The organism is Phytobacter sp. V69 (assembly GCF_965644215.1).
Taxonomy (GTDB): Bacteria; Pseudomonadota; Gammaproteobacteria; order Enterobacterales; family Enterobacteriaceae; genus Phytobacter.
The window spans coordinates 26,536-52,417 of the sequence record NZ_CBFFRL010000007.1 but is presented as its reverse complement, the minus strand read 5'-3'; the positions used below and the strand labels follow the sequence as shown (position 1 = coordinate 52,417).

The window sequence follows — 25,882 nt, the reverse complement described above, 5'->3', positions numbered from 1 at the left end:
AATACAGCTCAGCTAAGGTAAGGCTAATACAGCTAAGGACTCCACTGAACCCCACCGATTAAATCGCACCTTCCTTAGTGCGTTGACTGGGCCAGCGGCGGGTTTCATCTGTTTGGCCGTGTCGATGCAAAATTTTATGCTGAGATATTTTTCTGGCGCATCAAATTGCGCCGAAAAAATGCATGAATTACTGAGCAGGGAGTAATTCGAATGACGAATTGTCATCGTCTTTGCTTATTACAGACAATTTCACCAATTCCCGCCTGTTAACCTCATTTTTCCTCTTTTGGGGTGAGATGAGGTGAATCGTTTGCTAATTGCCTGCCAGATTTTCAGCGGTTATGGTAACTGCCATTCATAATCAGAATGCAGGGACTTCCTGTACTGAACAGAGCGACAAGACGGAAATGCGTTCCGTCGTCAGTCGCCAAACCCAAGCCTGGAGGCAAACCATGGAGATGTTGTCTGGAGCCGAGATGGTCGTCCGATCGCTTATCGATCAGGGCGTGAAGCAAGTATTCGGTTATCCTGGGGGCGCGGTCCTCGATATTTACGATGCGCTACATACAGTAGGTGGAATCGATCATGTCCTGGTGCGCCACGAACAGGCAGCGGTGCATATGGCTGATGGGCTGGCAAGAGCGACCGGGGAAGTCGGTGTTGTACTCGTCACCTCCGGGCCTGGGGCCACGAATGCCATTACCGGGATTGCGACGGCGTATATGGACTCGATTCCGCTGGTTGTCCTTTCCGGTCAGGTGGCGACGTCACTCATCGGTTATGACGCCTTCCAGGAGTGCGACATGGTGGGGATCTCCCGCCCGGTGGTCAAACACAGCTTCCTGGTCAAACAAACCGAAGACATCCCAGGGGTGCTGAAAAAAGCATTCTGGCTGGCTTCCAGCGGTCGTCCTGGACCGGTGGTTGTCGATTTGCCGAAAGACATTCTCAATCCTGCGAATAAACTGCCTTATGTCTGGCCGGATTCGGTGAGCATGCGTTCCTATAATCCGACAACGCATGGACATAAAGGACAAATCAAACGCGCGCTGCAAACGCTGGTGGCGGCGAAACATCCGGTTGTGTATGTGGGTGGCGGTGCGATCACCTCTGCCTGTGAACCGCAATTGAAAACGCTGGCAGAGAAACTGAATCTCCCGGTGGTCTCGTCGCTGATGGGGCTGGGGGCGTTTCCGGCATCGCATCGTCAGGCGCTGGGCATGCTCGGTATGCACGGCACCTATGAAGCCAACATGACGATGCATCATTCGGATGTGATCTTTGCCGTTGGGGTGCGCTTTGATGATCGCACAACCAACAATCTGGCAAAGTACTGCCCGAATGCTACCGTCCTGCATATTGATATTGACCCGACATCGATTTCGAAGACGGTGCAGGCCGATGTGCCGATCGTTGGGGATGCCCGTCTGGTGCTCGAGCAGATGCTGGAGCTGCTGGGACAAGAAGAGTTCCAGCAGCCGCTGGACGACATTCGCGACTGGTGGTTGCAGATCGATCAGTGGCGCGCTCGTGAATGCCTGAAATACGATACGCAAAGCGAGAAGATCAAACCGCAGGCGGTGATCGAAACGATCTGGCGCTTGACGAAAGGGGACGCGTACGTCACCTCTGACGTGGGTCAGCACCAGATGTTCGCCGCGCTCTATTATCCTTTTGATAAACCGCGTCGTTGGATCAACTCTGGTGGCTTGGGCACGATGGGCTTTGGCCTGCCAGCCGCGCTGGGCGTGAAAATGGCGCTCCCGGATGAAACGGTTATTTGTGTCACGGGTGATGGCAGTATCCAGATGAACATTCAGGAACTGTCTACCGCGATGCAGTATGAGCTACCGGTGCTGGTGTTGAACCTGAACAACCGCTATCTGGGCATGGTGAAGCAGTGGCAGGATATGATCTACTCTGGTCGCCATTCACAATCCTATATGCAGTCATTACCTGACTTTGCACGCGTTGCCGAAGCTTATGGCCATGTAGGGATCCAGATCACCTGTCCGGACGAGCTGGAAGCGAAGCTGAATGAAGCGCTCGCGCAGGTGAAGAATAACCGCCTGGTCTTTGTCGATGTGACCGTCGACGGTAGTGAACATGTTTATCCGATGCAGATCCGTGGCGGCGGCATGGATGAAATGTGGTTGAGCAAAACGGAGAGAACCTGATTATGCGCCGGATATTATCTGTTTTACTGGAAAATGAATCGGGCGCGTTATCGCGCGTGATCGGTCTTTTTGCCCAGCGTGGCTACAACATTGAAAGTCTGACGGTGGCACCGACGGATGATCCTACGCTTTCGCGTATGACGATTCAGACGGTTGGTGATGCCAAAGTGCTGGAGCAAATTGAAAAACAACTGCATAAGCTGGTGGACGTTTTGCGCGTCAACGAGCTTGGGCAAGGCGCGTATGTTGAGCGTGAGATCATGCTGGTGAAGGTCCAGGCCAGCGGGTATGGACGTGAAGAGGTCAAACGCAACGCGGAGATCTTCCGTGGGCAGATCATTGATGTCACGCCTTCTATTTATACGGTTCAGCTTGCAGGCACCAGCGATAAGCTCGACGCTTTCCTGGCGACCATTCGCGATGTCGCTAAAATCGTTGAGGTGGCGCGCTCGGGTGTTGTCGGTTTATCACGCGGCGACAAAATCATGCGTTAAGTGTTATGCGTACGTCATTTTCCTGGCCTGGCGTTATCTGCTGGGCTTTTTTTTTGCGAAATCCGCTGGAAGCGAACACAAAAGCTGTTGCCGCAGTGTCTATTCTGCGCTTAGATGTTATGGAATTTAACCTATATCCCTAAAAAGGTTATGGAGTATCTTTTATTTTTTGAGGGGCAATTGTGAAACTGGATGAAATCGCCCGGCTAGCCGGCGTCTCACGTACCACGGCAAGCTATGTCATTAATGGAAAGGCAAAGCAGTATCGTGTCAGCGACAAAACCGTCGAGAAAGTGATGGCGGTCGTACGTGAGCATAATTACCACCCGAATGCGGTGGCGGCTGGGTTGCGAGCGGGACGTACTCGCTCCATTGGGCTGGTTATTCCGGATTTGGAGAATACCAGTTATACGCGTATCGCGAATTATCTGGAACGGCAGGCGCGTCAACGCGGCTACCAGCTGCTGATCGCCTGTTCAGAAGATCAACCTGATAACGAAATGCGCTGTATTGAGCATCTGCTTCAGCGCCAGGTTGACGCCATTATCGTTTCAACATCATTGCCACCGGAGCATCCCTTCTATCAACGTTGGGCTAATGACGCGTTCCCGATTGTCGCACTTGACCGTGCGCTGGATCGTGAACACTTCACCAGTGTTGTCGGTGCCGATCAGGACGACTCGGAAATGCTGGCAGCGGAATTACGCACATTCCCGGCGGAAAAAGTGCTGTATCTGGGGGCTCTGCCCGAGCTTTCCGTGAGTTTTCTGCGTGAGCAAGGTTTCCGTACGGCCTGGAAAGACGATCCACGCGAAGTGGAATACCTTTATGCAAACAGCTATGAGCGCGAAGCTGCTGCACAGTTGTTTGAGAAATGGCTGGAAACACACACCATGCCGCAGGCGCTGTTCACCACCTCTTTTGCGCTGCTGCAAGGCGTGCTGGATGTTACGCTGCGTCGCGATGGTAAGCTGCCGTCTGACCTGGCCATTGCAACTTTCGGCGATCATGAGCTGTTGGATTTCTTACAGTGTCCGGTGCTGGCGGTGGCGCAGCGCCATCGTGATGTCGCCGAACGGGTGCTGGAAATCGTGCTGGCAAGCCTCGACGAACCACGTAAGCCCAAAGCCGGTTTGAGCCGTATTCGTCGCAATCTCTATCGTCGTGGTGTATTAAGCCGCGTTTAACTGTTCAATAAAAGGCAGTCATCACTGCCTTTTTGTTGCGAATGAAAGGCGTTAATTAATTTTATTGCCAATTCAGATAAATCCTTATTTTTAAGGCCGTTAATTTATTTAATTTGCCTTATTTCTCCAAAGACACAATTTAAGGTAATTAAGACGTAACCGAACGTGTCTTCCGTATTACTTTGTTACATCTCCCGAAGTAATCGTTGAAATAACAACCATTTTTCTATTATGGGATTAATGCTTGGGGTTTTTCTGATAGCGCCTGTGGCGCGCAGGCGCTATCTGGCACTGTTATCTGAGTGCAATATGTCTTAAAATGCCGCCCGCGTCGCAAACTGACACTTTATATTTGGTACGCAAAAAAATAAGTGGTTTTTAACGCCCCAATGCATATTCAGTTTTTTTCTTACAAATATTCATGACGTTAATTTGCCTCATTAGTTGAGCGGTATTTCACCAAAGTGGAATGTTACCGCGAATAAGGGATCTTTTGTCCTGGTTAGTCTTTGCACTAGCTTGACAAGCTTTTCCTCCGCTCCGTAAACTCCTTTGGTGGGGATTTGTGGGGTAAAGTGGTGAAATAGGTCACTCAGGGGTGGGGCTGGTATGTTCCGTGGGGCTACATTAGTCAATCTCGACAGCAAAGGCCGGTTAGCCGTGCCGACCCGTTATCGGGATTTGCTGCAGGAGAAAGCTTCCGGTCAGATGGTTTGTACCATCGACATCCGTCACACCTGCCTGCTGCTTTACCCCTTACCCGAATGGGAAATTATTGAGCAAAAATTGTCGCGTCTGTCGAGCATGGATCCGCAGGAGCGCCGAGTACAGCGCCTCTTGTTGGGGCATGCCAGCGAATGTCAGATGGATAACGCAGGGCGCTTATTAATTGCGCCAGTATTGCGGCAACACGCCGGGCTGACCAAAGAAGTGATGCTGGTCGGACAGTTCAATAAATTTGAGCTGTGGGACGAAACGACCTGGTATCAACAGGTCAAGGAAGATATCGACGCTGAGCAAACGGGTACTGAGATCCTTTCAGACCGGTTGCAGGATTTGTCTCTGTAATGATGATGGAAAATTTTAAACACACAACGGTGCTACTGGATGAGGCCGTTAATGGCTTGAACATTCGTCCGGATGGCATATACATTGATGGCACTTTTGGCCGCGGTGGTCACTCACGCCTGATCCTCTCCCACCTGGGAGCGGAAGGACGTCTGCTGGCTATTGACCGTGACCCGGAAGCGATTGCCGTCGCAAAAACCATTGATGATCCCCGCATTTCCATCGTACATGGTCCTTTTTCCGCGTTGGCTGAATACGTTAGCGAGCGCGGCCTTACCGGCAAGATCGACGGGATTCTGCTCGATCTTGGGGTCTCCTCTCCGCAACTTGATGATGCTGAACGCGGTTTTTCCTTTATGCGTGACGGCCCGCTCGACATGCGTATGGATCCGACACGCGGTCAATCTGCTGCGCAGTGGCTACAAACTGCCGATGAAGCTGATATCGCATGGGTCATCAAAACCTTTGGCGAAGAGCGCTTTGGTAAACGTATTGCTCGGGCCATCGTTGAGCGTAACCGCGAAGAACCGATGACCCGCACCAAAGAGCTGGCGTCGGTGGTGGCGGCAGCGATGCCGGTGAAAGACAAATTCAAACATCCCGCGACCCGTACATTCCAGGCGGTGCGCATCTGGGTGAACAGTGAACTGGAGGAGATAGAGCAGGCGCTAAAAAGCTCGATCGACGTGTTGGCCCCGGGAGGGCGGCTGTCGGTAATCAGTTTCCACTCGCTGGAAGACCGCATTGTAAAACGCTTTATGCGTGAGCAAAGTCGTGGTCCGCAGGTTCCGGCAGGGTTACCGATGACCGAAGAGCAACTCAGGAAACTGGGTGGCCGTCAGTTACGAGCACTAGGCAAGTTAATGCCGGGTGAACAAGAAGTGGCTGAGAATCCACGTGCCCGTAGTTCAGTTCTGCGCATTGCAGAGAGGACGAACGCATGATCGGCAGAGTGTCAGAGACCCTAAGCAAAGTTAAAGAGTCGTTAGGAAGCAACGAGCGCCATGCCTTGCCTGGCGTGATCGGCGACGACATCTTGCGATTTGGGAAACTGCCACTCTGTCTGTTCATTTGCATCATCATGACGGCGGTGACGGTTGTCACCACCTCGCATCACACCCGTCTTTTGACGGCCCAGCGTGAACAGCTTGTGCTGGAACGTGATGCACTGGATATCGAATGGCGCAACTTGATCCTTGAAGAAAACGCGCTCGGCGATCATAGCCGGGTTGAGCGGATCGCGACCGAGAAGCTGCAAATGCAGCATGTCGATCCGTCCCAGGAAAACATTGTTGTACAGAAATAAGGAACCACGCGACGCATGAAAGCCGCTGCGGTGAAGACGCCAAAACCGAAACGCCAGGAAGAACAGGCCAGCTTTGTGAGCTGGCGTTTTGCCTTGCTTTGCGGCTGCATTTTGCTGGCGCTGGGCTTTTTGCTGGGTCGCGTTGCGTACTTGCAAATCGTTAACCCCGACATGCTGGTGCGTGAAGGGGATATGCGTTCGCTGCGCGTTCAGGAAGTTGCGACCTCGCGCGGCATGATTACCGATCGTTCTGGTCGTCCACTGGCGGTGAGCGTGCCGGTTAAAGCCATCTGGGCCGATCCCAAAGAGGTGCAGGATGCCGGTGGCGTAACGCTGGACAATCGCTGGAAAGCGTTATCTGACGCGCTAACTATTCCGCTCGATCAGCTTTCATCGCGCATTAATGCCAACCCGAAAGGGCGTTTTATCTATCTGGCGCGCCAGGTAAACCCTGATCTTGGCGAGTACATTAAAAAGCTGAAGCTTCCAGGCATACACCTTCGTGAGGAGTCCCGCCGTTATTATCCTTCCGGCGAAGTAACTGCTCACCTCATCGGTTTTACTAACGTCGACAGCGAAGGTATTGAAGGCGTCGAAAAAAGCTTTGATAAGTGGCTCACCGGCCAGCCAGGTGAACGTGTAGTGCGTAAAGACCGCTATGGCCGTGTGATCGAGGATATCTCCTCCACTGACAGCCAGGCGGCGCATAACCTTGCGCTGAGCATCGACGAGCGTCTGCAGGCGCTGGTCTATCGCGAGCTGAACAATGCGGTGGCGTTCAACAAAGCCGAATCCGGCAGCGCCGTGCTGGTGGATGTGAGCACCGGCGAAGTGCTGGCGATGGCGAACAGCCCCTCATACAACCCGAACAACTTCACCGGTACAGCGAAAGACGCCATGCGTAACCGTGCGATTACCGACGTCTTCGAACCGGGTTCGACGGTGAAACCGATGGTGGTGATGACAGCGCTCCAGCGTGGGGTCGTGACGCCGAACACCGTATTGAACACAATCCCTTACCGAATCAACGGCCACGAGATTAAAGACGTGGCGCGCTACAGCGAATTGACCCTGACCGGGGTACTACAGAAGTCGAGTAACGTTGGTGTTTCTAAACTGGCGTTAGCGATGCCGTCCTCAGCGTTAGTAGATACTTACTCACGTTTTGGGCTAGGAAAGGCGACCAATTTGGGGTTGGTCGGAGAACGCAGTGGCTTATTTCCTCAAAAACAACGGTGGTCTGACATAGAGAGGGCCACCTTCTCTTTCGGCTACGGGCTAATGGTAACGCCGTTACAGTTAGCGCGAGTCTATGCAACCATCGGCAGCTACGGTGTTTACCGTCCGCTGTCGATAACCAAAGTTGATCCACCTGTTCCGGGCGAACGCATCTTCAATGAATCTATCGTACGCAACGTCGTACACATGATGGAGAGCGTGGCGCTGCCGGGCGGCGGCGGTGTGAAAGCGGCGATTAAAGGCTATCGCATCGCGATTAAGACGGGTACGGCGAAAAAGGTGGGGCCGGATGGCCACTACATCAACAAATACATTGCTTATACCGCGGGTGTTGCGCCCGCCAGTAATCCACGCTTTGCGCTGGTGGTCGTGATTAACGATCCACAAGCAGGTAAATACTACGGTGGCGCCGTTTCCGCGCCGGTCTTTGGTGCCATCATGGGCGGCGTTTTACGCACCATGAACATCGAACCGGATGCGCTGACAACGGGCGATAAGAATGAATTCGTAATTAATCAAGGCGAGGGGACAGGTGGCAGATCGTAATTTGCGCGACCTTCTCGCTCCGTGGGTGCCAGGTGCGCCGGAGCGAGCACTGCGAGAAATGACACTCGACAGCCGGGTAGCGGCGTCGGGCGATCTTTTTGTGGCAGTCGTAGGTCATCAGGCGGACGGGCGTCGATATATCCCGCAGGCGATTGCGCAAGGTGTGGCTGCTATTGTTGCCGAGGCGAAAGATGAAGCTTCCGACAGCGAAATTCGCGAGATGCACGGCGTGCCGGTTATCTATCTGAGCCAGTTAAATGAGCGTCTGTCTGCGCTGGCGGGGCGTTTTTATAACGAACCCTCTGAGCAATTGCGCCTGATCAGCGTGACCGGTACGAACGGTAAAACCACCACCACGCAGCTACTGGCGCAATGGAGCCAACTGCTCGGCGAAACCAGCGCGGTGATGGGTACGGTAGGAAATGGCCTGCTGGGTAAAGTTATCCCGTCAGAAAACACCACCGGTTCTGCCGTTGACGTACAGCATGTGATTGCCAGCCTGGCGCAGCAAGGGGCAACCTTCGCCGCGATGGAAGTGTCCTCTCATGGGCTGGTTCAGCACCGCGTGGCGGCGTTGAAATTCGCCGCGTCTGTCTTTACCAACCTGAGCCGCGATCATCTGGATTATCACGGTGACATGGCCAATTATGAAGCGGCCAAATGGCTGCTGTTCTCTGCTCACCATTTCGGTCAGGCCATCGTCAATGCGGACGATGAAGTTGGACGTCGCTGGTTAGCAAAACTTCCGGACGCGGTTGCCGTGTCGATAGAAGACCATATCAATCCGAATTGCCATGGCCGCTGGTTGAAAGCGACCGAGGTGGTGTACCACGACAGCGGTGCCACTGTTCGCTTCACCTCCTCCTGGGGCGAAGGCGAAATTGAAAGCCGCCTGATGGGCGCCTTTAATGTCAGCAACCTGCTGCTGGCGCTGGCGACGCTGCTGGCGCTGGGTTATCCGCTGGCCGATTTGCTCAATACTGCCGCACGTCTGCAGCCGGTTTGTGGGCGTATGGAAGTGTTCAGCGCGCCGGGCAAGCCGACCGTTGTGGTGGATTATGCTCACACCCCGGATGCGCTGGAAAAAGCGCTGCAGGCGGCGCGCCTGCACTGCACCGGCAAACTGTGGTGTGTGTTTGGCTGCGGCGGCGATCGCGACAAAGGCAAACGTCCGCTGATGGGGGCCATTGCCGAGCAGTTTGCGGATATTCCGGTCGTGACTGACGACAACCCGCGTACCGAAGAGCCTCGCGCCATTATCGACGATATTCTGGCGGGGATGCTTGATGCGGGCCGTGCGCATGTGGTTGAAGGCCGCGCAGAAGCGGTGACTAACACCATCATGCAGGCGAGAGAAAATGACGTTGTCCTGTTGGCAGGCAAAGGTCACGAGGACTACCAGATTGTCGGTAGCCACCGCCTGGATTATTCCGACCGCGTCACCGCGGCGCGTCTGCTGGGGGGGATCGCATGATTAGCGTAACGCTTAGCCAGCTCAGCGGCATTTTACAGGGTGAACTGCATGGCGCAGAAGCGACCATTGATGCAGTCACTTCCGACACGCGCAAACTGACTTCAGGTTGCCTGTTTGTGGCGCTGAAAGGTGAACGTTTCGATGCCCACGATTTTGCCGACAAAGCGAAAGAGGGCGGCGCCGGTGCGCTGCTGGTCAGCCGTAAACTGGATATCGATCTGCCGCAACTGGTGGTGAAGGATACCCGTCTCGCGTTTGGTGAACTGGCAGCCTGGGTTCGCCAGCAGGTTACTGCTCGCGTCGTGGCGTTGACTGGATCTTCCGGCAAAACTTCGGTGAAAGAGATGACCGCCGCCATTCTCAGTGAATGTGGCAATACGCTTTATACCGCCGGGAACCTAAATAATGACATCGGCGTGCCGATGACTCTGCTGCGCCTGACGAATGAACATCAGTTTGCGGTGATTGAGCTCGGTGCTAACCATCAGGGCGAAATCGCCTGGACCGTAGGGCTGACCCGTCCGGAAGCGGCGCTGGTTAACAACCTTGCAGCTGCGCACCTTGAAGGTTTTGGTTCTCTTGCCGGAGTCGCGAAGGCCAAAGGCGAGATCTATACCGGTCTGCCGGTTAATGGCATTGCCATCATGAATGCCGATAACAATGACTGGCTGAACTGGCAGAGCACGATTGGTAACCGCAAAGTCTGGCGCTTCTCACCGAATGCCGCTAACAGCGATTTTACCGCGACCAATATTCATGTGACCTCTCATGGCACTGAATTTAGGCTGCAAACGCCGACGGGCGGTATCGATGTCACGCTGCCGCTGCCGGGGCGTCACAATATTGCCAATGCGCTGGCTGCGACCGCGCTGGCAATGGCGGTGGGCGCGACGCATGACGCGGTGAAAAAAGGGCTGGCAAACCTGAAAGCGGTACCGGGGCGTCTGTTCCCGGTGCAACTGGGGGAGAACCAGTTGCTGCTGGATGACAGCTATAACGCGAACGTCGGTTCGATGACGGCGGCGGCGTATGTGTTATCGGAAATGCCGGGCTATCGGGTAATGGTTGTTGGCGACATGGCGGAACTGGGGGATGAGAGCGAGGCGTGCCACATTCAGGTGGGGGAGACGGCGAAAGCCGCGGGTATCGACCGTGTGTTAAGCGTCGGCAAACTCAGTAAAGCCATCAGCGATGCCAGTGGCGTCGGCGAGCATTTTGATGATAAGGCGGCAATGGTTGCGCGTTTAGAGGCGCTGATTGCCGAGAAGCAAATTATTACCATTTTGGTGAAAGGTTCACGTAGTGCCGCCATGGAAGAGGTTGCACGCGCATTACAGGAGAAAAGGGCATGTTAGTTTGGCTGGCCGAACATTTGGTCAAATATTATTCCGGCTTTAACGTCTTCTCCTATTTGACGTTTCGCGCCATCGTCAGCCTGCTGACTGCGCTCTTCATCTCGTTATGGATGGGGCCGCGCATGATTGCCCGTCTGCAAAAACTCTCTTTTGGCCAGGTCGTGCGTAACGACGGTCCGGAGTCGCATTTCAGTAAACGCGGTACGCCGACGATGGGCGGCATCATGATTCTGACGGCGATCGTGGTTTCCGTGCTGCTGTGGGCATATCCGTCCAACCCGTACGTCTGGTGTGTTCTTACCGTACTGGTCGGCTACGGCATCATCGGCTTCGTCGATGACTATCGCAAAGTGGTGCGTAAAGACACGAAAGGCCTGATCGCACGCTGGAAATATTTCTGGATGTCGGTTATCGCGCTGGGCGTCGCCTTTGCGCTGTACCTTGCGGGTAACGATACGCCAGCCACGCAGCTGGTTGTGCCGTTCTTTAAAGATGTCATGCCGCAACTGGGCATTTTCTACATCTTGCTGGCTTACTTCGTGATTGTGGGCACGGGCAATGCGGTCAACCTGACTGATGGCCTTGATGGCTTGGCGATTATGCCAACTGTGTTCGTGGCGGGGGGCTTTGCGCTGGTGGCGTGGGCGACCGGTAACATGAACTTTGCCAGTTACCTGCATATTCCTTATCTGCGCCACGCGGGTGAGCTGGTTATCGTCTGTACGGCGATTGTCGGCGCAGGGCTGGGCTTCCTGTGGTTCAACACCTATCCGGCGCAGGTCTTTATGGGCGACGTCGGTTCGCTGGCGCTCGGCGGCGCGTTAGGCATTATCGCCGTGCTGCTGCGTCAGGAGTTCCTGCTGGTCATTATGGGCGGCGTTTTCGTCGTCGAAACCCTGTCGGTCATTTTGCAGGTTGGGTCGTTTAAATTGCGTGGTCAGCGCATTTTCCGTATGGCGCCGATTCACCATCACTATGAACTGAAAGGCTGGCCGGAACCGCGCGTCATCGTGCGCTTCTGGATTATTTCGCTGATGCTGGTCCTGATTGGCCTGGCAACGCTCAAGGTACGTTAATCATGGCAGATTACCAGGGTAAAACAGTCGTCATTATTGGTCTTGGTCTGACGGGACTCTCGTGCGTGGAGTTTTTCCGCGCGCGCGGCGTTACGCCAAAAGTGATGGATACCCGCGTTTCACCACCGGGGCTGGATAAGCTGCCGGAAGAGGTGGAGCGCTATCTTGGTGGTCTGAATGATGACTGGCTGCTGGCGGCCGATCTGATCGTCGCAAGCCCAGGGATCGCGCTGGCGCACCCTTCACTGAGCGCGGCTGCAGATGCGGGCGTGGAGATCGTCGGCGATATTGAGCTGTTCTGCCGCGAAGCGCAGGCACCGATCGTGGCGATCACCGGATCAAACGGCAAAAGTACGGTCACCACACTGGTGGGCGAAATGGCGAAATCCGCCGGTAAGAGCGTTGGCGTTGGCGGCAATATCGGCCTGCCCGCGCTGATGCTGCTGGAGTCCGCCTGCGATCTCTATGTACTGGAGCTTTCCAGCTTCCAGCTCGAAACCACATCCAGTCTGCAGGCTGCCGCGGCGACGATCCTGAACGTCACCGAAGATCATATGGACCGCTATCCGTTTGGTCTCCAGCAGTACCGCGCAGCGAAACTGCGTGTTTATGAAAACGCGAAAGTGTGTGTGGTGAATGCGGATGATGCCTTGACCATGCCGGTACGCGGTGCGGATGAGCGCTGCGTCAGCTTTGGCGTGGATGTCGGTGATTACCACCTGAATCGCCAGCAGGGCGAAACCTGGCTGCGTGTGCAAGGTGAAAAGGTGCTGAACGTTAAAGAGATGAAGCTTAGCGGTCAGCACAACTATACCAACGCCCTGGCGGCACTGGCCCTGGCAGATGCCGTAGGCTTACCGCGCGCCAGCAGTCTGAAAGCGCTGACCACCTTTACTGGCCTGGCACACCGCTTCCAGCTGGCGCTGGAGCACAACGGCGTGCTCTGGATTAACGATTCCAAAGCCACCAACGTCGGCAGTACCGAAGCGGCGCTGAATGGTCTGCATGTAGACGGCACGCTGCACCTGCTGCTCGGCGGTGACGGCAAATCGGCGGACTTCGCGCCGCTGAAACGCTATCTGGAAGGCAGCAATGTTCGTCTCTATTGCTTTGGCCGTGACGGCGCTGAACTGGCAGCGCTGCGCCCGGAGATTGCCGATCAAACACAGGATATGGAACAGGCGATGCGCCTGATCGCGACGCGCGTGCGGTCGGGCGACATGGTGTTGTTATCGCCTGCTTGCGCCAGTCTCGATCAGTTTAAGAACTTTGAACAGCGTGGTGATGTCTTTACCCGCCTGGCGCAGGAGTTAGGTTGATGCGTTTAAGTCTCCCCCGCCCGAGAATGCCGCGCCTGCCAGGATCTGGGATCCTGAACTGGCTGTTTGGCGCATTAAAAGGCTGGGTGATGGGCTCACGTCAGAAAGACAACGACAGCCTGGTCATGTACGACCGTACGCTGTTCTGGCTGACACTGGGTCTGGCAGCGATCGGTTTCATCATGGTGACATCAGCGTCCATGCCGGTGGGCCAGCGTCTGACCAACGATCCGTTTTTCTTTGCCAAGCGTCATGCGCTCTATCTGTTCCTGGCGTTCTGTTTTGCGATGGTCACGCTCCGTTTGCCGATGGAGTTCTGGCAGCGCTGGAGCTCGGCAATGCTGGTTGCTGCGATTGTCATGCTGTTGGTTGTACTGGTGGTGGGGAGCTCAATCAACGGGGCATCGCGCTGGATTGATCTCGGGGTGATGCGTTTCCAGCCTGCGGAATTTACCAAGCTGTCGCTGTTCTGTTATCTGGCGAACTACCTGGTACGTAAGGTTGATGAGGTGCGCAATAACCTGCGTGGGTTCCTTAAGCCGATGGGCGTCATCATGGTGCTCGCCGTGCTGCTGCTGGCGCAGCCTGACCTTGGTACCGTGGTCGTGCTCTTTATTACGACGCTGGCGATGCTGTTCCTGGCCGGGGCAAAACTGTGGCAGTTCATCGCCATTATCGGTTCCGGTATCGCGGCGGTGATTTTGCTGATTCTGGCCGAGCCATACCGTATTCGTCGTGTGACATCGTTCTGGAATCCCTGGGATGATCCGTTCGGTAGCGGATACCAGTTAACACAGTCGCTGATGGCGTTTGGCCGCGGTGAGCTGTGGGGGCAAGGACTTGGGAACTCGGTGCAAAAGCTGGAATATCTGCCCGAAGCACATACCGACTTCATCTTCGCCATCATCGGCGAAGAACTGGGTTATATCGGTGTGGTACTGGCACTTTTAATGGTATTCTTCGTCGCTTTCCGCGCCATGTCCATCGGACGCAAAGCGCTGGAAATCGATCAGCGGTTCTCTGGTTTCCTGGCCTGCTCTATCGGCATCTGGTTCAGCTTCCAGGCATTGGTTAACGTTGGCGCTGCCGCAGGTATGCTGCCGACCAAAGGGCTGACGCTGCCACTCATCAGTTATGGCGGCTCCAGCTTATTGATTATGTCGACGGCCATCATGCTGTTGTTACGTATTGATTATGAAACGCGTCTGGAAAAAGCCCAGGCGTTTACACGAGGTTCACGATGAGCGGTCAACCGAAGCGGTTAATGGTGATGGCAGGCGGTACCGGCGGGCATGTTTTCCCCGGGCTGGCGGTTGCGCACCATTTAATGGATGAGGGCTGGCAAGTGCGCTGGCTCGGAACCGCCGATCGCATGGAAGCCGACCTGGTACCGAAACACGGTATCGAGATCGATTTCATCCGTATTTCCGGCCTGCGCGGTAAAGGGGTCAAAGCCCTGCTGCTCGCGCCGTTGCGAATTTTTAACGCCTGGCGTCAGGCGCGCGCCATTATGCAGCGATTCAAGCCAGATGTGGTGCTGGGCATGGGCGGTTATGTCTCTGGTCCTGGCGGTTTAGCCGCGTGGTCGCTGGGCATTCCGGTGGTGCTGCATGAGCAAAACGGTATCGCAGGGTTGACCAACAAATGGCTGGCGAAGATCGCTACCAAAGTGATGCAGGCCTTCCCGGGCGCATTCCCGAAAGCGGAAGTGGTGGGAAACCCGGTGCGTGTGGATGTGCTGGCACTGCCGTTACCGCAAGAACGTCTGCCAGGCCGTGAAGGGCCGGTACGGGTTCTGGTGGTTGGCGGTTCGCAGGGCGCGCGCGTACTGAACCAGACCATGCCGCAGGTCGCAGCAAAACTGGGTAGCGCGGTGACCATCTGGCATCAGAGTGGAAAGGGCGCTCAGCAAACGGTTGAGCAGGCCTACGCCGATGCAGGTCAGTCTCAGCATAAAGTGACCGAGTTTATTGATGACATGGCGCAGGCTTATGCCTGGGCGGATGTTGTGGTTTGCCGTTCCGGCGCACTGACGGTGAGCGAAATTGCCGCCGCAGGCCTGCCGGCTCTGTTCGTGCCGTTCCAGCATAAGGATCGGCAGCAGTACTGGAATGCGTTGCCGCTGGAGAAAGCGGGGGCCGCGAAGATTCTGGAACAGCCGCAATTTACGGTCGATGCCGTGGTGGAAACGCTGGCGGGCTGGGATCGTGAAGCATTACTGGAGATGGCCGAGCGCGCACGCGGCGCTGCCATTCCCGATGCCACTGAACGAGTGGCGAACAAAGTGAGTCTTGCAGCACAGGCTTAATACTGGCGACGCCTTTTGCGTCGCGCGAATTTGAAGTGGTAGATGGCGTTTAGAAAATGAATACACAACAACTGGCGAAACTGCGTTCAATCGTGCCCGAGATGCGTCGCGTCCGGCACATTCACTTTGTCGGCATTGGCGGTGCTGGCATGGGGGGTATTGCCGAAGTATTGGCTAACGAAGGCTATCAGATCAGCGGTTCTGATTTGGCCCCGAACCCGGTAACGCAGCAGTTGACGTCGCTTGGCGCGACAATCTATTTCAACCATCGCCCGGAAAACGTCAGCGATGCGAGTGTGGTCGTGGTATCCAGCGCCATTGCCGCGGATAACCCTGAGATCGTCGCTGCTAACGAAGCGCGTATCCCGGTTATTCGCCGTGCTGAAATGCTGGCAGAACTGATGCGCTTTCGTCACGGTATCGCTATCGCCGGTACGCACGGCAAAACGACCACCACAGCAATGGTTGCCAGCATTTATGCCGAAGGCGGGCTGGATCCTACGTTTGTGAATGGCGGTCTGGTGAAAGCGGCCGGTGTGCACGCGCGCCTGGGTAACAGCCGTTATCTGATTGCGGAAGCAGACGAGAGTGATGCGTCATTCCTCCATCTGCAGCCGATGGTGGCAATTGTCACCAATATCGAAGCTGACCATATGGATACCTACCAGGGCGACTTCGAGAATTTAAAAACGACGTTTATCAATTTCCTGCACAACCTGCCGTTCTATGGACGTGCGGTGATGTGCGTGGACGATCCGGTGATTCGTGAGCTGCTGCCGCGCGTTGGCCGTCAGATCACCACCTACGGGTTCAGTCAGGACGCGGATATGCGCATTGAGAACTACCAGCAGAAAGGCGCTCAGGGCCATTTCACCCTGATTCGCCAGGATAAGCCGGAGCTGCAGGTCACGCTGAATGCGCCAGGCCGTCACAATGCGCTCAATGCAGCGGCCGCGGTTGCGGTGGCGACTGAGGAAGGCATTGATGACGAAGATATCCTGAGCGCGCTGGAAAGCTTCCAGGGCACCGGGCGTCGTTTTGACTTCCTGGGCGAGTTCCCGCTGGAGTCCGTTAACGGCAAGACGGGCACCGCCATGCTGGTGGATGATTACGGTCACCACCCGACGGAAGTGGATGCCACCATTAAAGCAGCACGCGCAGGCTGGCCGGATAAAAATCTGGTGATGGTGTTCCAGCCGCACCGCTTTACCCGTACGCGTGACCTGTATGACGATTTCGCCAATGTGCTGACTCAGGTCGATTCGCTGCTGATGCTGGATGTTTACTCCGCAGGCGAAACGCCGATTCCAGGGGCGGACAGCCGTTCCCTGTGCCGCACCATTCGCGGCCGTGGCAAAATCGACCCGATTCTGGTGTCCGATCCGACTCAAACGGCAGCGATGTTGGCACCGGTTCTGACCGGTAATGATTTGATTCTGATCCAGGGTGCAGGCAACGTCGGCAAAATTGCGCGCCAGCTGGCGGAAGTTAAACTCAAGCCGCAAACGCAGGAGGACGAGCGCAATGGCTGAGAAAGTCGCGGTCCTGCTGGGTGGGGTTTCTGCTGAGCGCGAGGTGTCGCTGAATTCCGGCGCTGCGGTGCTCGCGGGTTTACGTGAGGGTGGCATTGATGCGCACCCGGTTGACCCGCGCGATGTGGATGTCACTCGCCTTAAAGAGATGGGCTTCGACAAAGCATTCATTGCGCTTCACGGGCGTGGTGGTGAAGACGGTACGTTGCAGGGATTGCTGGAGCTGACGGGCGTGCCGTATACCGGCAGCGGCGTGATGGCGTCGGCAATCTCGATGGATAAATTGCGCAGTAAGTTGCTCTGGCAAGGTGCAGGGTTGCCTGTTGCCCCGTGGGTTGCTTTAACGCGTGGCGAATTTGAATCCGGGCTTAATAACGACGTTGTTGCGCGCATTGCTGAGTTAGGTTTACCGGTTATCGTCAAACCGAGTCGCGAAGGTTCAAGCGTCGGTATGTCGAAAGTGGACGCATCTGGTGCATTGACGGCTGCGTTAGCGCTTGCCTTTCAACATGATGATGAAGTTCTTATCGAAAAATGGCTAAGTGGGCCTGAATTCACAGTTGGCATGCTCGGAGAAGAAATTTTACCGTCAATTCGCATTCAGCCCGCTGGAACCTTCTATGATTATGAGGCGAAGTATCTGTCTGATGAGACAAAATATTTCTGCCCGTCAGGTCTGGAAGTGGAAAATGAGGCCAATTTGCAAAACCTAGTACTGAAAGCCTGGCGTGCGCTGGGATGTCGGGGCTGGGGACGCATTGACGCCATGCTGGACAGTGATGGCCAGTTTTATTTGCTGGAAGCCAATACCGCGCCAGGTATGACGAGTCATAGCCTAGTACCGATGGCAGCGCGGCAGGCGGGGTTAACGTTCTCGCAGTTGGTCGTGCAAATTCTGGAATTGGCGGAGTGATATGTCTCAGGCTGCGCTGAACACGAGAAATCGCGATGTCGAGCAGGTCCCTTCCTCCCGTCGCAATAATGGAACGCGTCTTGCAGGAATCGTGTTCCTGCTGGCGGTGCTGTGTACCGTGTTGGCAAGCAGCTGGGTAGTCCTGGGCTGGATGGAAGATGCGCAACGTTTACCGTTGTCGAAGCTGGTGCTGACAGGCGATCGTCATTACACCCGCAACGATGATATTCGCCAGTCAATTCTGGCGCTCGGCGCACCCGGCACGTTTATGACGCAGGACGTCAATATTATCCAGAGCCAGATTGAACGGTTGCCCTGGATAAAGCAGGCCAGTGTCAGAAAGCAATGGCCTGATGAATTGAAGATTCATCTGGTTGAATATGTGCCCATAGCACGTTGGAATGATCAGCATATGATGGACATGGACGGTAATTCGTTCAGCGTTCCGGCAGATCGTACCAGCAAGCAGGTTTTACCCATGCTGTATGGCCCGGAAGGAAGTGAGAGCGAAGTTTTACAGGGCTTCCATGACATGGGACAGGTGCTGGCGAAGGATAAATTCACGTTGAAAGAGGCAGCGATGACTGCCCGGCGGTCGTGGCAGGTGACGCTGAGCAACGATATTAAGCTCAATCTCGGCCGTGGCGATACGATGAAACGTCTGGCGCGCTTTGTTGAACTGTACCCGGTTCTGCAACAGCAGGCGCTGGCCGATCACAAAGACATTAGCTACGTGGATTTACGCTATGACTCTGGCGCGGCGGTTGGTTGGAAACCAGCCCCAGTTCAGGACCCTAATCAGCAACAGAATCAGGCACAGGCAGAACAATAATGATCAAGGCGACGGACAGAAAACTGGTAGTAGGACTGGAGATTGGCACCGCGAAGGTAGCCGCTTTGGTAGGGGAAGTTCTGCCCGACGGTATGGTCAATATCATCGGCGTCGGTAGTTGCCCGTCCCGTGGTATGGATAAAGGCGGCGTTAACGACCTGGAATCCGTGGTGAAATGCGTTCAGCGCTCCATTGATCAGGCCGAACTGATGGCCGATTGCCAGATCTCTTCTGTTTATCTGGCACTGTCGGGTAAACACATTAGCTGCCAGAATGAAATTGGTATGGTGCCGATTTCAGAAGAAGAAGTGACGCAGGAAGATGTGGAGAATGTGGTGCACACGGCGAAATCGGTGCGTGTGCGTGATGAACACCGCGTTCTGCATGTTATTCCTCAGGAATATGCTATTGATTACCAGGAAGGCATTAAAAACCCGGTGGGGCTTTCTGGTGTGCGTATGCAGGCGAAAGTGCATCTGATCACCTGTCATAACGACATGGCGAAAAACATTGTTAAAGCGGTGGAACGTTGCGGTCTGAAAGTTGACCAACTTATTTTCGCCGGGCTGGCGTCCAGTTATTCCGTATTGACGGAAGATGAACGTGAGCTGGGTGTCTGCGTTGTCGACATCGGCGGTGGTACAATGGATATGGCCGTCTATACAGGCGGAGCGCTGCGCCACACGAAAGTGATCCCGTATGCAGGGAATGTGGTAACCAGCGATATCGCGTATGCGTTCGGTACGCCGCCAAGCGATGCAGAAGCCATTAAAGTGCGCCATGGTTGTGCGCTCGGCTCCATCGTCGGTAAAGATGAGAGCGTTGAAGTGCCGAGCGTGGGCGGACGTCCGCCGCGCAGCCTGCAGCGTCAGACGCTGGCAGACGTGATTGAGCCGCGTTATACCGAGTTGCTCAATCTGGTGAATGATGAGATTTTGCAGTTACAAGAGCAGCTTCGCCAGCAAGGGGTGAAACATCATCTGGCGGCGGGGATTGTATTAACGGGCGGGGCAGCGCAAATTGAAGGTTTGGCAGCCTGCGCCCAGCGCGTGTTCCATACGCAAGTGCGTATTGGCGCGCCGCTCAATATTACCGGTTTAACGGATTACGCCCAGGAGCCGTACTATTCAACGGCAGTGGGATTGCTGCACTACGGGAAAGAAACCCATTTAAGTGGTGAAGCAGAAGTGGAAAAACGCGTATCAGTCGGCTCGTGGTTTAAGCGAATCAACAGCTGGCTACGTAAAGAATTTTAATTTTTCAGAGACCGGGGCACATTAACGGTCTCAGGCGACAGGCACAAAACGGAGAGAAATTATGTTTGAACCTATGGAACTGACCAACGACGCGGTGATTAAAGTCATCGGCGTCGGTGGCGGCGGCGGTAATGCCGTTGAACACATGGTGCGCGAGCGCATTGAGGGTGTTGAATTCTTCGCAGTGAATACCGACGCGCAGGCGTTGCGTAAGACTGCGGTGGGTCAGACCATTCAGATCGGCGGTGGTATCACCAAAGGTCTGGGCGCTGGGGCTAACCCGGAAGTCGGTCGTAATGCGGCTGAAGAAGACCGTGAAGCACTGCGCGCTGCGCTGGATGGTGCGGATATGGTCTTTATCGCAGCGGGTATGGGTGGCGGCACCGGCACGGGTGCGGCACCGGTCGTTGCGGAAGTGGCTAAAGATTTGGGTATCCTGACGGTTGCTGTTGTGACTAAGCCTTTCAATTTTGAAGGCAAGAAGCGCATGGCATTCGCTGAGCAGGGTATCGCCGAGCTGTCCAAACATGTGGACTCTCTGATTACTATCCCGAACGACAAACTGCTGAAAGTTCTCGGCCGCGGTATTTCTCTGCTGGATGCATTCGGTGCGGCGAACGACGTACTGAAAGGCGCGGTGCAGGGTATTGCCGAACTGATTACCCGTCCGGGCCTGATGAACGTCGACTTTGCTGACGTGCGTACCGTGATGTCCGAAATGGGTTATGCCATGATGGGCTCGGGTGTTGCGAAAGGCGAAGACCGCGCAGAAGAAGCCGCAGAAATGGCGATCTCTTCTCCGCTGCTGGAAGATATCGATCTGTCCGGTGCGCGTGGCGTGTTGGTTAACATCACCGCGGGCTTCGACCTGCGCCTGGATGAGTTCGAAACCGTGGGTAACACCATTCGTGCATTCGCATCTGATAACGCTACAGTTGTTATCGGTACCTCGCTGGATCCGGACATGAATGATGAGCTGCGCGTAACTGTTGTGGCAACCGGTATTGGTATGGACAAACGTCCTGAAATCACGCTGGTGACCAACAAACAGCAGCAACAACCAGTGATGGATCGCTACCAGCAGCACGGTTTGCCGACAATGCAACAGGAGCAGAAACCGCAGTCCAAAGTGGTCAACGACAATACGCCGCAGACTACCAAGGAACCGGATTATCTGGATATTCCAGCGTTTTTGCGTAAGCAAGCTGATTAAGAATCCGCTGGAATTTGGGCATCTTCGCTCTTTGTGCTAAACTGCCCCACCGATTGTGTAGTACACTTCGGTTGGATGGGTAATTAGGCGAGATTATACGATGATCAAACAAAGGACACTTAAACGTATCGTTCAGGCGACTGGCGTCGGTTTACATACCGGCAAGAAAGTCACACTGACGTTGCGCCCTGCGCCGGCCAATACCGGGGTCATCTATCGTCGCACTGACTTGAATCCACCGGTAGATTTCCCGGCTGATGCCAAATCTGTGCGTGATACAATGCTCTGTACGTGTCTGGTGAACGAGCATGACGTGCGGATTTCAACCGTAGAGCATCTAAACGCTGCTCTGGCTGGTTTGGGGATCGACAACATTATTGTTGAAGTCGATGCGCCGGAAATCCCGATTATGGACGGCAGTGCTGCACCGTTCGTTTATCTTCTGCTGGATGCAGGCATCGAAGAACTGCGCAGTGCGAAGAAATTCGTGCGAATCAAAGAGACGGTCCGTGTTGAAGACGGCGATAAGTGGGCAGAGTTCAAACCGTTCAACGGTTTCTCGCTCGACTTTACCATCGACTTTAACCACCCGGCGATTGATGCCAGCACCCAGCGTTACGCGATGAACTTCTCTGCCGACGCATTTATGCGCCAGATTAGCCGCGCGCGTACCTTCGGTTTCATGCGTGATATCGAATATCTGCAGTCCCGTGGTTTGTGCTTGGGCGGCAGCTTCGATTGTGCCATCGTTGTTGACGATTATCGCGTACTGAACGAAGACGGTCTGCGTTTTGAGGATGAATTCGTTCGTCACAAAATGCTCGACGCGATTGGTGACTTGTTCATGTGTGGTCACAATATCATCGGTGCGTTTACCGCGTTTAAATCCGGTCATGCACTGAACAACAAACTGTTGCAGGCAGTCCTGGCAAAACAGGAAGCTTGGGAATATGTGACCTTCGAAGACGATGCTGAACTGCCGCTGGCGTTCAAAGCACCGTCGATGGTTCTGGCGTAATACCAGACAACAAGTAAGACGCAAATTCGACTGGTTCACCTGGCACACTCTCTCCTGCCAGGGGTGCCAGTCGATTTTTATTTAAAAATCTGTCCTTTTGCCCCGCTTCGGTTCATGAAGATCTTTTTTATCATTCAATGAGTGCGATTGCTGCTTTCCTGGCCGTTTTTATTCCCCTGAGCGCCTGATAATCGCTGCCCTCCTGCTGCATTAATGGTAATATCTTTGCGCAAAATAACGCATACCGAAGTAAAAAACGGGCAATAGTGATTTTTTGGTGGACTGAGTGAGCGGAATTCTGACGCGCTGGCGACAACTTGGCAGACGTTATTTCTGGCCGCATCTCTTATTAGGGATGGTCGCGGCAAGCTTCGGCATGCCTGCGCTCAGCAGCAGTAATCACACTGAACCTGCTAAAGAAACGACTCGCAAGCTTGAAGGCGCGGGTAGCGTCAACTTCACCAACCTCGCGCTGCTCGAAGGGACTCGTCGTCCAAACTTCACCGTTGATTACTGGCACCAGCATGCCATTCGTACCGTTATTCGACATCTCTCTTTCGCGATGGCGCCGCAGGCGTTACCCGTCGTGGAAGAACCGATGCCTCTGCAGGCACATCATCTCGCTCTGCTGGATACGCTCAGCGCGCTGCTGACCCAGGAACAGAGGCCGTCGGCGCTTGTTAGCCAGACATTCGATACTGATTTCCCCACCCACTCCGCATTTAGCGTCCGGGCCTGGATTAGCCAGGTTCATGGCATTCGCGCCGGACCTCAACGCCTTAGCTGAAAAATTTATCCTTCAACTAATTTTGTGACTCCGCAGAGCGGGGCGTTTGAGATTTTATTATGCTTATCAAATTATTAACAAAAGTATTCGGTAGTCGTAACGATCGTACACTGCGTCGTATGCGCAAAGCGGTTGGCCTCATCAATACGATGGAGCCAGAAATGGAAAAGCTGTCAGACGACGAGTTGAAAGCAAAAACGGCTGAGTTCCGTGGTCGTCTTGAAAAAGGCGAAACGGTTGAAAGCCTGATCCCGGAAGCATTTGCCGTGGTGCGCGAAGCCAGTAAACGTGTCTTCGGTATGCGCCACTTCGACGTCCAGTTGCTTGGCGGCATGGTGTTGAACGAACGTTGCATCGCAGAAATGCGTACCGGTGAAGGTAAAACCCTGACCGCAACACTGCCTGCGTATCTGAACGCACTGAGCGGCAAAGGTGTTCACGTAGTTACCGTGAACGACTATCTGGCGCAGCGTGACGCCGAAAACAACCGCCCACTGTTCGAATTCCTGGGCATGACCGTCGGGATCAACCTGCCGGGGATGCCGTCTGTGGCGAAGCGCGAAGCTTACGCTGCAGATATCACCTACGGAACTAACAATGAATACGGTTTTGACTACCTGCGTGACAACATGGCGTTTAGCCCGGAGGAACGCGTACAGCGCAAACTGCACTATGCGCTGGTGGATGAGGTGGACTCCATCCTCATCGATGAAGCTCGTACACCGCTGATCATCTCCGGTCCGGCTGAAGACAGTTCTGAAATGTACAAAAAGGTGAACAAAATCATCCCGCACCTGGTTCGCCAGGAGAAAGAAGACTCTGATACCTTCCAGGGTGAAGGGCACTTCTCAGTGGATGAAAAAGCGCGCCAGGTTAACCTGACCGAACGTGGTCTGGTGCTGATTGAAGAGCTGCTGGTTAACGAAGGCATTATGGACGAAGGCGAGTCCCTGTATTCTCCGGCCAACATCATGCTGATGCACCACGTTACCGCTGCACTGCGTGCGCACGCGTTGTTTACCCGTGACGTGGATTACATCGTTAAAGACGGTGAAGTTATCATTGTTGATGAGCACACCGGTCGTACCATGCAGGGTCGTCGCTGGTCTGATGGTCTGCACCAGGCTGTGGAAGCCAAAGAAGGTGTGGAAATTCAGAATGAAAACCAGACGCTGGCTTCTATCACCTTCCAGAACTACTTCCGTCTGTACGAGAAACTGGCGGGGATGACCGGTACTGCGGATACCGAAGCATTCGAATTTAGCTCGATCTACAAGCTCGATACCGTAGTGGTACCGACTAACCGCCCGATGATCCGTAAAGATATGCCGGATCTGGTCTACATGACCGAAGCGGAAAAAATTCAGGCCATTATCGAAGATATTCGTGAGCGTACCGCCGCAGGCCAGCCGGTTCTGGTGGGTACGATCTCCATTGAGAAATCCGAAGTGGTTTCGAATGAGCTGACGAAAGCAGGTATCAAACACAACGTACTGAACGCGAAGTTCCATGCCAAAGAAGCCGACATCGTTGCCCAGGCGGGTTATACCGCGGCGGTCACCATCGCGACCAACATGGCTGGTCGTGGTACCGATATCGTGTTAGGTGGTAGCTGGCAGTCAGAAGTCGCTGAGCTGACCGACCCAACGCCGGAACAGATTGCTCAGATCAAAGCCGACTGGCAGGTACGTCACGATGCGGTACTGGCTGCGGGTGGCCTGCACATCATTGGTACCGAGCGTCACGAATCTCGCCGTATCGATAACCAACTGCGTGGCCGTTCTGGTCGCCAGGGTGACCCGGGTTCTTCCCGTTTCTACCTGTCTATGGAAGATGCGCTGATGCGTATTTTCGCCTCGGATCGTGTTTCGAATATGATGCGTAAGCTGGGTATGAAACCGGGCGAAGCGATTGAGCACCCGTGGGTGACCAAGGCGATTGCCAACGCGCAGCGTAAAGTGGAAAGCCGTAACTTCGATATTCGTAAACAGCTGCTGGAATACGATGACGTAGCGAACGATCAGCGTCGCGCAATCTACACTCAGCGTAACGAACTGCTGGATGTGTCCGATGTGAGCGAGACCATCAACAGCATTCGTGAAGACGTGTTCAAGGCGACCATCGATGCCCATATTCCGCCGCAGTCGCTGGAAGAAATGTGGGATGTTCCTGGCCTGCAGGAACGCCTGAAAAATGATTTCGACCTTGAGCTGCCGATTGCTGACTGGCTGGATAAAGAGCCGGAACTGCACGAAGAAACTCTGCGTGAACGTATCCTGACTCAGGCTGTTGAAGTCTATGGCCGTAAGGAAGAAGTTGTTGGCGCGGAAATGATGCGTCACTTCGAAAAAGGCGTCATGCTGCAAACGCTGGATTCACTGTGGAAAGAACACCTGGCGGCGATGGACTATCTGCGTCAGGGGATCCATCTGCGTGGCTATGCGCAAAAAGATCCGAAGCAAGAGTACAAACGTGAATCTTTCTCTATGTTTGCGGCGATGCTGGAATCACTGAAATATGAGGTGATCAGCACCCTGAGCAAAGTTCAGGTGCGCATGCCGGAAGAAGTTGAAGCGATGGAACAGCAGCGTCGCGAAGAAGCAGAACGTCTGGCGCAGATGCAGCAGCTTAGCCACCGCGATGACGAATCTGAGGCGGCGGCAGCGCTGGCAGCACAGACTGGCGATCGTAAAGTGGGTCGTAATGCCCCTTGCCCGTGTGGGTCAGGTAAAAAATACAAACAGTGCCATGGCCGTCTGAGCTAAGCTAAGGTACGAATAAA

21 protein-coding genes are annotated in these 25,882 nt (G+C 54.6%); all 21 read left to right on the top strand.

What is annotated here, in order from left to right; all coding sequences use genetic code 11:
• Positions 1-452: 452 nt before the first annotated feature.
• Positions 453-2,177, top strand: a complete 1,725-nt coding sequence (ilvI, locus tag ACSZPU_RS02160) for an acetolactate synthase 3 large subunit (protein WP_498994995.1) — start codon at positions 453-455, stop codon at positions 2,175-2,177.
• Between the two features lie 2 nt (positions 2,178-2,179).
• Entirely contained in the window at positions 2,180-2,671 is a 492-nt protein-coding gene (gene ilvN, locus ACSZPU_RS02155; protein WP_047371832.1) for an acetolactate synthase small subunit, read from the top strand.
• Between the two features lie 182 nt (positions 2,672-2,853).
• Positions 2,854-3,858 (top strand): catabolite repressor/activator, encoded by a 1,005-nt coding sequence (gene cra, locus ACSZPU_RS02150; RefSeq protein ID WP_498994993.1) that lies wholly within the window; start codon positions 2,854-2,856, stop codon positions 3,856-3,858.
• A gap of 609 nt (positions 3,859-4,467) precedes the next feature.
• The gene (gene mraZ, locus ACSZPU_RS02145) at positions 4,468-4,926 is read left to right on the top strand and encodes a division/cell wall cluster transcriptional repressor MraZ (RefSeq protein WP_498994991.1); all 459 of its coding nucleotides are present in this window, start codon (positions 4,468-4,470) and stop codon (positions 4,924-4,926) included.
• A 2-nt stretch (positions 4,927-4,928) separates the two neighbouring features.
• The gene (rsmH, locus tag ACSZPU_RS02140) at positions 4,929-5,870 is read left to right on the top strand and encodes a 16S rRNA (cytosine(1402)-N(4))-methyltransferase RsmH (protein WP_498995001.1); all 942 of its coding nucleotides are present in this window, start codon (positions 4,929-4,931) and stop codon (positions 5,868-5,870) included.
• Positions 5,867-6,232 carry a cell division protein FtsL gene (ftsL, locus tag ACSZPU_RS02135; protein ID WP_498994988.1) on the top strand — a complete coding sequence of 122 codons (366 nt, stop codon included), beginning with the start codon at positions 5,867-5,869 and terminating at the stop codon, positions 6,230-6,232. The genes rsmH and ftsL overlap by 4 nt, the downstream gene beginning before the upstream one ends.
• A 15-nt stretch (positions 6,233-6,247) precedes the next feature.
• On the top strand, positions 6,248-8,017 hold the full coding sequence (locus ACSZPU_RS02130) for a peptidoglycan glycosyltransferase FtsI (RefSeq protein WP_498994986.1): 1,770 nt from the start codon (positions 6,248-6,250) through the stop codon (positions 8,015-8,017).
• Positions 8,004-9,491: a UDP-N-acetylmuramoyl-L-alanyl-D-glutamate--2,6-diaminopimelate ligase gene (gene murE, locus ACSZPU_RS02125; RefSeq protein WP_498994985.1), complete on the top strand. Its 1,488-nt coding sequence runs from the start codon at positions 8,004-8,006 to the stop codon at positions 9,489-9,491. Before ACSZPU_RS02130 ends, murE begins: the two co-directional genes overlap by 14 nt.
• Complete coding sequence (gene murF / locus ACSZPU_RS02120) at positions 9,488-10,846, top strand: UDP-N-acetylmuramoyl-tripeptide--D-alanyl-D-alanine ligase (RefSeq protein WP_498994983.1); 1,359 nt, start codon at positions 9,488-9,490, stop codon at positions 10,844-10,846. The genes murE and murF overlap by 4 nt, the downstream gene beginning before the upstream one ends.
• Entirely contained in the window at positions 10,840-11,922 is a 1,083-nt protein-coding gene (gene mraY, locus ACSZPU_RS02115) for a phospho-N-acetylmuramoyl-pentapeptide-transferase (RefSeq protein WP_498994981.1), read from the top strand. Before murF ends, mraY begins: the two co-directional genes overlap by 7 nt.
• Positions 11,923-11,924: 2 nt before the next feature.
• Positions 11,925-13,241 (top strand): UDP-N-acetylmuramoyl-L-alanine--D-glutamate ligase, encoded by a 1,317-nt coding sequence (murD, locus tag ACSZPU_RS02110; RefSeq protein ID WP_498994979.1) that lies wholly within the window; start codon positions 11,925-11,927, stop codon positions 13,239-13,241.
• Entirely contained in the window at positions 13,241-14,485 is a 1,245-nt protein-coding gene (gene ftsW, locus ACSZPU_RS02105) for a cell division protein FtsW (RefSeq protein ID WP_498994976.1), read from the top strand. Before murD ends, ftsW begins: the two co-directional genes overlap by 1 nt.
• Positions 14,482-15,549: an undecaprenyldiphospho-muramoylpentapeptide beta-N-acetylglucosaminyltransferase gene (gene murG / locus ACSZPU_RS02100; RefSeq protein WP_498994975.1), complete on the top strand. Its 1,068-nt coding sequence runs from the start codon at positions 14,482-14,484 to the stop codon at positions 15,547-15,549. Before ftsW ends, murG begins: the two co-directional genes overlap by 4 nt.
• Before the next feature lie 56 nt (positions 15,550-15,605).
• Entirely contained in the window at positions 15,606-17,081 is a 1,476-nt protein-coding gene (gene murC / locus ACSZPU_RS02095) for a UDP-N-acetylmuramate--L-alanine ligase (protein WP_498994973.1), read from the top strand.
• Positions 17,074-17,994 carry a D-alanine--D-alanine ligase gene (locus ACSZPU_RS02090; protein ID WP_498994971.1) on the top strand — a complete coding sequence of 307 codons (921 nt, stop codon included), beginning with the start codon at positions 17,074-17,076 and terminating at the stop codon, positions 17,992-17,994. Before murC ends, ACSZPU_RS02090 begins: the two co-directional genes overlap by 8 nt.
• Before the next feature lies 1 nt (position 17,995).
• Entirely contained in the window at positions 17,996-18,826 is an 831-nt protein-coding gene (gene ftsQ, locus ACSZPU_RS02085) for a cell division protein FtsQ (RefSeq protein WP_498994969.1), read from the top strand.
• Positions 18,826-20,082, top strand: coding sequence for a cell division protein FtsA (gene ftsA / locus ACSZPU_RS02080; RefSeq protein ID WP_498994967.1), 1,257 nt, complete (start codon positions 18,826-18,828; stop codon positions 20,080-20,082). Before ftsQ ends, ftsA begins: the two co-directional genes overlap by 1 nt.
• Before the next feature lie 61 nt (positions 20,083-20,143).
• Positions 20,144-21,295, top strand: a complete 1,152-nt coding sequence (gene ftsZ, locus ACSZPU_RS02075; protein WP_498994966.1) for a cell division protein FtsZ — start codon at positions 20,144-20,146, stop codon at positions 21,293-21,295.
• 100 nt (positions 21,296-21,395) lie between these two features.
• Entirely contained in the window at positions 21,396-22,313 is a 918-nt protein-coding gene (gene lpxC / locus ACSZPU_RS02070; protein ID WP_498994963.1) for a UDP-3-O-acyl-N-acetylglucosamine deacetylase, read from the top strand.
• A gap of 286 nt (positions 22,314-22,599) precedes the next feature.
• Positions 22,600-23,100 (top strand): secA translation cis-regulator SecM, encoded by a 501-nt coding sequence (secM, locus tag ACSZPU_RS02065; protein ID WP_498994960.1) that lies wholly within the window; start codon positions 22,600-22,602, stop codon positions 23,098-23,100.
• 59 nt (positions 23,101-23,159) lie between these two features.
• Positions 23,160-25,865, top strand: coding sequence for a preprotein translocase subunit SecA (gene secA, locus ACSZPU_RS02060; protein WP_498994958.1), 2,706 nt, complete (start codon positions 23,160-23,162; stop codon positions 25,863-25,865).
• The last annotated feature ends 17 nt before the right edge of the window (positions 25,866-25,882 follow it).

Bases quoted from the DNA above. Each gene is read 5' to 3' on its own strand.
- ftsZ (WP_498994966.1), top strand. From the start codon at position 20,144: ATGTTTGAACCTATGGAACTGACCAACGACGCGGTGATTAAAGTCATC.
- rsmH (WP_498995001.1), top strand. From the start codon at position 4,929: ATGATGGAAAATTTTAAACACACAACGGTGCTACTGGATGAGGCCGTT.
- mraZ (WP_498994991.1), top strand. From the start codon at position 4,468: ATGTTCCGTGGGGCTACATTAGTCAATCTCGACAGCAAAGGCCGGTTA.
- ftsA (WP_498994967.1), top strand. From the start codon at position 18,826: ATGATCAAGGCGACGGACAGAAAACTGGTAGTAGGACTGGAGATTGGC.
- secA (WP_498994958.1), top strand. From the start codon at position 23,160: ATGCTTATCAAATTATTAACAAAAGTATTCGGTAGTCGTAACGATCGT.
- murD (WP_498994979.1), top strand. From the start codon at position 11,925: ATGGCAGATTACCAGGGTAAAACAGTCGTCATTATTGGTCTTGGTCTG.
- ftsW (WP_498994976.1), top strand. From the start codon at position 13,241: ATGCGTTTAAGTCTCCCCCGCCCGAGAATGCCGCGCCTGCCAGGATCT.
- ilvN (WP_047371832.1), top strand. From the start codon at position 2,180: ATGCGCCGGATATTATCTGTTTTACTGGAAAATGAATCGGGCGCGTTA.
- ftsL (WP_498994988.1), top strand. From the start codon at position 5,867: ATGATCGGCAGAGTGTCAGAGACCCTAAGCAAAGTTAAAGAGTCGTTA.
- mraY (WP_498994981.1), top strand. From the start codon at position 10,840: ATGTTAGTTTGGCTGGCCGAACATTTGGTCAAATATTATTCCGGCTTT.
- ACSZPU_RS02130 (WP_498994986.1), top strand. From the start codon at position 6,248: ATGAAAGCCGCTGCGGTGAAGACGCCAAAACCGAAACGCCAGGAAGAA.
- ilvI (WP_498994995.1), top strand. From the start codon at position 453: ATGGAGATGTTGTCTGGAGCCGAGATGGTCGTCCGATCGCTTATCGAT.
- ftsQ (WP_498994969.1), top strand. From the start codon at position 17,996: ATGTCTCAGGCTGCGCTGAACACGAGAAATCGCGATGTCGAGCAGGTC.
- murC (WP_498994973.1), top strand. From the start codon at position 15,606: ATGAATACACAACAACTGGCGAAACTGCGTTCAATCGTGCCCGAGATG.
- lpxC (WP_498994963.1), top strand. From the start codon at position 21,396: ATGATCAAACAAAGGACACTTAAACGTATCGTTCAGGCGACTGGCGTC.
- murG (WP_498994975.1), top strand. From the start codon at position 14,482: ATGAGCGGTCAACCGAAGCGGTTAATGGTGATGGCAGGCGGTACCGGC.
- ACSZPU_RS02090 (WP_498994971.1), top strand. From the start codon at position 17,074: ATGGCTGAGAAAGTCGCGGTCCTGCTGGGTGGGGTTTCTGCTGAGCGC.
- murF (WP_498994983.1), top strand. From the start codon at position 9,488: ATGATTAGCGTAACGCTTAGCCAGCTCAGCGGCATTTTACAGGGTGAA.